This window comes from Armatimonas sp., assembly GCF_043760365.1.
In the GTDB taxonomy this organism is placed as follows: domain Bacteria; phylum Armatimonadota; class Armatimonadia; order Armatimonadales; family Armatimonadaceae; genus Armatimonas.
Genome location: NZ_JAYUPA010000009.1, coordinates 1 through 6990, shown reverse-complemented (window position 1 = coordinate 6990; position 6990 = coordinate 1). Strand labels below are relative to the sequence as shown.

The window sequence follows — 6990 nt, the reverse complement described above, 5'->3', positions numbered from 1 at the left end:
CCTTTTCCTGGTACTTCGGTGCGGCAGTCAGCACCAGTGTCTTCGGATCCGATCCTTCGGTGCGTAGCGGCCAGGCTTGCGCGATGTCGAACTTTTCCGGGAGTGTCAGAACCAGTTTTAGCTCCTCGCTGCTGACTTCAATAATCGTGGTACCCTTGCCTTGCATCTCAGACCGCGCCCTTAGCCCGCAGGAGCTTCTCCACTTGCGTGTGTCCGTTTTGCTGGGCTGCCCTGAGCGGCGTGAAGCCATCGGCCTGCTCGGTATTGGGATTGGCTTTTGCATTGAGCAAGAGCGCCACCAGAGGCGCGACCACGGACTCGGGCTTATCCGCCACGGCGGAGTGGAGCGGCGTCACGCGCATCGCATTTTTGCTTACCGCGTTGGGGTTGGCGTGCTCTTCCAGCAGCAGCTTGGCGCAGTAGTGGTGCCCAAAGAACGCCGCAAGGTGCAGCGCCGTGAAGCCATCGTGGGAGACTTCCAGCGCCCGATCCCGGTGCAGGTGCAGCAGTACGGAGACATCGCGAATTCGGCCCAGCGCCGCCGCTTCAAAGATCGAGAGCGTCTCTCGCCGGGCTTCCCCAATCGCCGCCGCCAGCGCCTTTCGCCCGTGGTAGAGCGCCAGCAGTGAGACCGGCAGGCCGTCTGGAGTGGAGGCGCTGGCAAGCGCGGGGTTGGCGATGAGCGCCTCACGGGCCGCCGCTTCATCACCCTTTGTCGCTGCCACTATAAACTCAGATTCCGTCATGGTGACATTCTACCCCCAATAAAAGAAGGTATTAGAGCAGGCTCATGAAGACAAAGTGGCAGGCGCTGGCGGCCAGTACCATCACGTGCCACAGATCGTGGTAGTGGAAAGCGCGGCCTGGCTTGGGGTTGGGGTGCTTGACACAGATCGCTCCGCCGATACTGTAGATCAGACCGCCCAGTCCTAGCCAGAAGAGAGCAGTTAGTGAAAGTGTTTTGACGATAGGGACGATGGCGATAAGAAAGACCCACCCCATGAGAATAAACAAAAGCGCTTGAAGCCAGTGCGGGACGCGCTGTTTCAGGGCCCAGTCTACGACAATCCCAATAACGGCCAGGCCCCAGATGATCCCAAAGAGCGTCCAGCCCCAGCCGCCACGCAGTGGCAAGAGACAGAGCGGGGTGTAGGTACCCGCGATGAGCAAGTAGATCCCCGTGCGGTCTAGGCCGTAGAGAATGCTCTCAACCTTCTCCGAGACGCGCAGGCTGTGATAGAGCGCACTGCCCGTAAAGAGCAGGATCAGGGTCGCGCCGTAGATCGAGAACGCCGTCGCGCGCCATGGCTCGCCGCGTGACCAGACCAGCAGCAAGACGAGTGCCGCCACACCGAGCAAGGCACCGATGCCATGCGAGAGTCCGGAGAACGGATCTTTGAGCTTCATGGTTTCATTTTACCGGCGCAGCAGGTCCCTTAGCCAGCCAAAAAGATCGAAGCGGCTCGCATGGGCGGTCTGGGTCGGTTTAGACGAGGGCGGCGCAGGCGGCTGACCGAGTGTCGGCTCCTCTAAAAAGCTGCGGCGGTAGGTCAGCTCCGCTACAATCGGTTTCTCGTACTTCGTGGCTTCCGCGAGGGTCTTGAGCTTGTTGTCGGCCATCACCTTGGCGACGATGTCCGCAAAAGGCCGAATGTTTCCGGTGTTGATCTTACGGTCCAGTAGTGTCGCCAGGCCCGCCTCGCTCTTGACCACATCGCTGATGGTTCCGGTGAGCTTGGTGCCATCGGGGAGGGGAATGCTGATCGGATCGTTCTCAGGCCAGTACGATGCCTTGGCCTGCTTGATCTGCGCCACGCGGTAGGCGGCGCTGCGACGGCCCGCGCGCTGCCAGATCGCGGTGAGGCGTTTGTCTTCGATGATCTTCGTGACCGCATCCTTGCCCGAGAGCTCCGCGCCCGTTGCCGGATCCACGACGGTGAGAGTGCGGTCGGTCTGGATATCGAGGCCAAACTGGCGGAAGTCCTGCTGAAACGCCGCCGGGTTCTCTTTTTTCTCTAGGGCCAGCGCCTTGCAGATATCCTGCTCACCACTGCCATCGGCCATCGTGACGAACTGGATAAAGCCCACGGAGACGTAGCCCGTGTCGTAGGTCTGGGTGGTCTCAAAGCCGCCTTCGAGGGCGCTGACCTGAGCGAAGCACTTGCGCTCACAAGGGGAGAAGCCCGCCTCATTGAAGAGAATTGCAAGCTCTGTCTCCGGGATGTCTTTGACGCGCTTGCCGTAGGAGACCACGCCCTTGGCAAACCTATAGTAGGCGAAGCGGTCTTTGTCGAAGCGTACATTGTCTCGGTAGATGTAGGGCTCGTCGTTGTCGTCGAAGCGGATCGTGTACTGCATCGGCGTGATCGCGCTGTGAAATGCGGCGGGCGGGTTCCCGGCGGCGGCGAGGAGGGCGGCGGGTGCTGGGCCTGGATACGATGGCGTCGCCTGTGGTTTTGGCATCGGCGACGGTCCCGCCGAGGCCACGGCGACCGTATTGGTGCCATTGGCGGCATCCGCGAGCTTCTGTGCCTGGAACTTGTCCCAGGCGATCTTGGAGTCTATCCAGCTCTCCCACTCCGCCACGCCGCCCTTGGCTGTCTGGCTGGGGGGAATCTTCTTGCCGCCGAGCACGGCACGCTGGTAGGTTAAAAACCAGCTTGAGCCTTCGGGGGTGAGGCGCACGGCCCACGGACCTGGCTTGCCAGGAGCAACGGGCGCAACCTCCACGGAGTAGCGCCCCGGTGCGTTCCAGTACGCCACCAGCGCTTTGCGCTCCACCTCGGTAAAGAGGGGCTGCTGCTGAGCCGCCTGAGTTTTATGGACGAAGACACCACCTGCGGTTGCAGCGGTTAAAACAAGAGAGAGAGGAATGACAGGTCGCATAACAATATCCTTAAGTATACCGTAATTATGCGCTGCTAAGTTCCCTATTTGTACCCCACTGCAACCTTTTATGAGGCTTCGTGTCCGATACGGCGGAGGTTTTTTGCTATGCGTGTACTTCTCCTACCTACAGCAGCTCTTATTTGCTGCCTCTCTTGTGGCTGTGCCAGTGACACATCCCGTGCGCGTGAGTCCGCTCGGACATTTCTTGCGGCGATGAACCAGGGCGATGTGGATAAGGCACAGTCCGTTGCCACACTCGCGGCGCGACCGAATCTTGCGACTATGCTTAAGGACATTAAACCCAGCAGCACGGGCTTCACTCTGGGCGAGCCACTTGTAAAAGACGACACTGCCGAAGTGCCTGTCACGCTGACGAGTGGTGATCCCACACCCACTGCGGGCAAGGTTCTCCTACGACGTGAGGAAAAAGAGTGGCGTGTCTGGGCGCTACGCTTTCAGGCGGAGAGTGGGCCAGAGCTGACACTCGATTTTGAGCACCCGGAGCGCATGGTAGGCGAGTTCTTTGGTGCGGCTGTCGGAGAGCTAACAAAAGGCCTCAAAAGCGCTGAGAAAACAGGTCGGGCTTTTGGCGAGGCGCTGGGCGGTTTTGTCAAAGGCTTCAGCGAGGGCGTCGAGAAAACAGCACCTAAGTGAATCGCCCGTTCTAAGTAAACTGCCCATCGGGGGCGATTCGCGGGGCACTCTTGCCAAAGTCTGCCTGGGAGAGTGCCTTTACTAGCTTAATCGCCTGTTTTGTCGGATCGGGCTGTGGGCCACCGGGCGCAGTCTGCACCATCGGGTGAATGCGTCCTTGCACAAATTTTCCGCCCTCATCAAGCGTGGCACTTAAAACACAGGTCACGCCGCCCGGCCCCCTCAGGCTCATGCGTCCGTAGGTGGCGAAGTTCCCCAGGGAGTAGGCGATAAGGTGCCCCTTGTAGATCTCCAGACCCCGTAGCACATGGGGACCGTGCCCGATCACAAGGCAGGCTCCCGCATCAATCACAGCATGCGCAAATCTTCGTAGATCGCCGCGTGACTCGCCGTAGAACGACTCACCGCCACGGGGGACGTGCTGGTGCCCTGCGCCCTCGGCACCGCCGTGAAACGAGACCACCACCCGTGCGCTGGTCTTTTTTGCTTGGCGAACAAGTGCCTGCGCCGCCGCGATTGCGTTGAGATTGGGCGAGACCGAGTTGGTCGCAAATCCCAGAAACGCAACGCCCTTCACCAGAGTGGCTGCGCCGCTGGCACCCGCCGCCGCGATTTGCAGACGCTCTAGCGTCCGGAGCGTCTGCGTGCGGCCCGTGCCCTGAAAGTCGCTAGCGTGGTTGTTCGCCACCGAGAGCACGTCAAATCCCGCCTCTTGCAGCCACTTGCCGTACTTGGTCGGGGTGCGAAAGGCGTAGCTGTGCACAGCGTTGGCCTTGCCGGGTGTCACCGTGCCACCGTCGCAGAGCGGGCCTTCCAAGTTCCCAAAAGCGATATCCGCGGCTTTAAGAAGCGCAGCTGCGGGCAGCAGAATATTCTTGCGGGGCAGCTTGGGCGACGGCCAGTCGCTTCCGAGCATAATATCTCCCACAGCAGCAATTGTCAGAGGCATGTGTTTTTCCCTACTTCACTTGAAACGCAAAGTTGGCCGTCGCCGCGCCGCCGCCGCTATCACGGACATAGACAAAGAGCCGGTAGGCACCAGGCTCCGTGGGGGCGGGCAGGGTGAACGGCTTACCCACTGCGCCGGGAAGCTCGGTGAGCCAGGTGTTGTTCTCCCGGCGCAGCTCCCAGCGCACCCGCACCGGCCCCGAAGCCCGCAGCGTGAGCGTGGCAGAAAGCATCGAGCCCGGTGCGACACTCTTACCCTCAGCGGCGCTACTCAGGCTCAGCAGCTCAGGGCAGGGTTTTGCCACGGGCTTGCCGGTCCAGGCTTGCGTGAGTGCATCAACGGCGGCTAGCTTCTCGCCGGTTTTGGGCAGAAACATCCCAAACCAGGTTGGAGTTGCCTCCAGCTTGTCGTCCCAGAGGAAGACATAGCTCCCCAGGCAGCTTGGCTGTCCGGCGACTCCTTTTGCATAGGTTTCGGCGTAGCGCTTGCCTTTCTCCGTGCTCGTGGCCTCACGCGCCGCGCCCCACTCCGTCTTGCTCACCTCCCATGGCCCCAGCGGCCCGAACTCGGTGAGGATATAGGGTTTTGTCCAGCCCGCTTTTTTGAGACGCTCGGGCAGGCTCGCCGCGCCGCCGTAGGCATTGACCCCAAGAATGTCAACCGATGGTGCCAGTGTCTTGAGCTGCGCCAGCTTTTTGTCACTAATCTCCGCCACCACGGTCATCGTTGGGTGGTTCGGGTCGGTCTTGTGGACATACTGTGCCGCTTGCTCGACATGCTTCCACATCGCCTCCGTCTCGGCGTCGTCGAGGCCATTTTCCATCTCATTGCCTAGCGCCCAGCAGAGCAGCGCCGGGTGGTCTTTGTAGCGGGCGACATGGCCGCAGATCGCCTCAAACTGCCCGGCGACGGCTTTAGGGTCGGTGTAGCGGAAGCTGTGTTCTTTGTGGCCTAGCCAGATTCCGAGCGTGGTGGTCAGGCCGAGGCGCTGGCACTTGTCCAGCATTCCCCCGGCTTCGTCGGCGCCCCAGGTTCGCAGGGAGTTCCCCCCTGCCGCCACGAGCTCCTCCAGGTAGTGCGCACCGCCCGCGCCCCGGACGAAATAGGGCTTGTCTCCGCGTAGTAGTCGCCAGCCTGTCGTTGTTTTCTCTATGCTTGTTTTCATACTAGCCTCACTGTGTGGCAGATCACCGGCAGACCGGTGGCGTCGTTGAACTCGGCGGCGGCTTCGATGGCCTTTATCGCAAGCGCCTGGGCATCCAGCGCAGGGTCGTCGTAGAGTGCCCAGAGCGCACCCATGGCGTACTCCATCCCACTGCCGTAGGCGTAGAAGCGCGTGAACTCCTGCACCAGCCGGTGGGAGCCGACCCCAAAGATTCCGTGGGGGCTGGCGATCAGGCTATCGAAGCGCGTGGACTCCACCGAGTCCGAGGTGTCCTCGTTGGGATTGAGAAAATAGCGCTCTTTGCACGCATGGTGTAGCAGCAGCCAGGTGGCGAAGATGTCTTCCGGGTCAGTGAACTTGGGCGGGGTCTTGAGGCTCCCAAAGTAGTTCTTGAGCATGTGGCGCGCACTCGACGGCCCACAGTAGGCGACAAACCCCCTACCCACGGCCATCACTTTTTGATGATTGGCAACATAGGCCGCGCTCTCTTTTTGGCTGCCCCATTTGGTGAGCGTATCGGCTGCGATTGCCACCTGAGCGCCCTTGCGCACCACGACAATGGTTGACATGGGGGAAGTATACCCCTCTGGGTATTGTTAAGCATAGCAGTCTCAGTATCACTAGAGCAAGAGAGTTTCGGTATCATGTCCCTGTATGTTTCACCTTCTCCTAATCGAAGACGAGCCCAAGACAGCAGCGTACCTTCAGCAAGGGCTGACCGAGCGCGGCTTCTCGCTCGATCATGCCCAGGACGGAGAGCAGGGCCTTCGTCTCGCCTTCACGGGAGCCTACGATCTGATCTTGCTTGATGTCATGCTTCCCGAGCGAGATGGCTGGTCGGTGCTTAAGGAGCTGCGCCGCGTCGGAGTAGTGGTGCCTATCCTGATGCTCACGGCGCGAGACGGTGTCACCGACCGGGTTAAGGGACTGGAGCTGGGAGCGGATGACTACCTGGCAAAGCCCTTCGCCTTCACCGAGCTCGTCGCTCGCATCCGAACACTCCTGCGCCGCGTTCCATCTCCGTCAATGTCTACTACGCTGACCATTGGTGACCTTGCGATAGATCTGCTCGCGCAACGCGCCACACGGGGCGGTATGACGCTTGATCTGTCCCCGAAAGAGTTCGCTCTGCTGGCGCTACTGGCACGGCACACGGGTGAGGTACTGCCGCGCGCGCTTCTGGCCGCGCAGGTCTGGGGAGTGACATTCGATACGGGAACCAATGCGGTGGATGTCGCAGTGCGCCGTCTTCGCGCCAAGGTAGACGAGCCCTTTAATGTTTCCCTGCTCCACACGGTACGCGGGGTGGGGTATGTCCTGGAAGTGCGGGATG

The 6990-nt window shown here is 60.8% G+C and carries 8 protein-coding genes; 2 read left to right on the top strand and 6 right to left on the bottom strand.

What is annotated here, in order from left to right; all coding sequences use genetic code 11:
- Positions 1 to 167: 167 nt before the first annotated feature.
- Genes ACH2EH_RS00275 through ACH2EH_RS00265 form a run of 3 tightly spaced genes read right to left on the bottom strand, consistent with a single transcriptional unit; the run spans position 168 to position 2886 of the window.
- Positions 168 to 746 carry an ankyrin repeat domain-containing protein gene (locus ACH2EH_RS00275; RefSeq protein WP_395137670.1) on the bottom strand — a complete coding sequence of 193 codons (579 nt, stop codon included), beginning with the start codon at positions 744 to 746 and terminating at the stop codon, positions 168 to 170.
- A 31-nt stretch (positions 747 to 777) separates the two neighbouring features.
- The gene (locus ACH2EH_RS00270; protein ID WP_309695193.1) at positions 778 to 1407 is read right to left on the bottom strand and encodes a hemolysin III family protein; all 630 of its coding nucleotides are present in this window, start codon (positions 1405 to 1407) and stop codon (positions 778 to 780) included.
- A 9-nt stretch (positions 1408 to 1416) separates the two neighbouring features.
- Complete coding sequence (locus ACH2EH_RS00265; protein WP_395137668.1) at positions 1417 to 2886, bottom strand: hypothetical protein; 1470 nt, start codon at positions 2884 to 2886, stop codon at positions 1417 to 1419.
- A gap of 108 nt (positions 2887 to 2994) precedes the next feature.
- Here ACH2EH_RS00265 and ACH2EH_RS00260 point away from each other — a divergent pair, with 108 nt between their 5' ends.
- Complete coding sequence (locus ACH2EH_RS00260; RefSeq protein ID WP_395137666.1) at positions 2995 to 3543, top strand: hypothetical protein; 549 nt, start codon at positions 2995 to 2997, stop codon at positions 3541 to 3543.
- 10 nt (positions 3544 to 3553) lie between these two features.
- Here ACH2EH_RS00260 and ACH2EH_RS00255 read toward each other — a convergent pair whose 3' ends face one another.
- From ACH2EH_RS00255 to ACH2EH_RS00245, 3 genes are read right to left on the bottom strand one after another with little or no spacing between them, the layout of a single operon-like run.
- Complete coding sequence (locus ACH2EH_RS00255) at positions 3554 to 4492, bottom strand: CapA family protein (RefSeq protein ID WP_395137664.1); 939 nt, start codon at positions 4490 to 4492, stop codon at positions 3554 to 3556.
- Positions 4493 to 4502: 10 nt separating this feature from the next.
- Positions 4503 to 5657: a glycoside hydrolase family 2 TIM barrel-domain containing protein gene (locus ACH2EH_RS00250; RefSeq protein ID WP_395137662.1), complete on the bottom strand. Its 1155-nt coding sequence runs from the start codon at positions 5655 to 5657 to the stop codon at positions 4503 to 4505.
- Entirely contained in the window at positions 5654 to 6226 is a 573-nt protein-coding gene (locus ACH2EH_RS00245) for a hypothetical protein (protein WP_395137660.1), read from the bottom strand. Before ACH2EH_RS00245 ends, ACH2EH_RS00250 begins: the two co-directional genes overlap by 4 nt.
- Positions 6227 to 6311: 85 nt before the next feature.
- On the opposite strand from ACH2EH_RS00245, the gene ACH2EH_RS00240 reads away from it, so the two are divergent.
- Positions 6312 to 6990, top strand: a 679-nt coding sequence (locus tag ACH2EH_RS00240) for a heavy metal response regulator transcription factor (protein WP_395137658.1), incomplete at its 3' end; no start/stop codon positions are given.

What these genes read in the sequence shown, in the direction of transcription:
- ACH2EH_RS00270 (WP_309695193.1), bottom strand. Translation starts at nt 1,407, where the DNA reads ATGAAGCTCAAAGATCCGTTCTCCGGACTCTCGCATGGCATCGGTGCC.
- ACH2EH_RS00260 (WP_395137666.1), top strand. Translation starts at nt 2,995, where the DNA reads ATGCGTGTACTTCTCCTACCTACAGCAGCTCTTATTTGCTGCCTCTCT.
- ACH2EH_RS00245 (WP_395137660.1), bottom strand. Translation starts at nt 6,226, where the DNA reads ATGTCAACCATTGTCGTGGTGCGCAAGGGCGCTCAGGTGGCAATCGCA.
- ACH2EH_RS00255 (WP_395137664.1), bottom strand. Translation starts at nt 4,492, where the DNA reads ATGCCTCTGACAATTGCTGCTGTGGGAGATATTATGCTCGGAAGCGAC.
- ACH2EH_RS00250 (WP_395137662.1), bottom strand. Translation starts at nt 5,657, where the DNA reads ATGAAAACAAGCATAGAGAAAACAACGACAGGCTGGCGACTACTACGC.
- ACH2EH_RS00275 (WP_395137670.1), bottom strand. Translation starts at nt 746, where the DNA reads ATGACGGAATCTGAGTTTATAGTGGCAGCGACAAAGGGTGATGAAGCG.
- ACH2EH_RS00265 (WP_395137668.1), bottom strand. Translation starts at nt 2,886, where the DNA reads ATGCGACCTGTCATTCCTCTCTCTCTTGTTTTAACCGCTGCAACCGCA.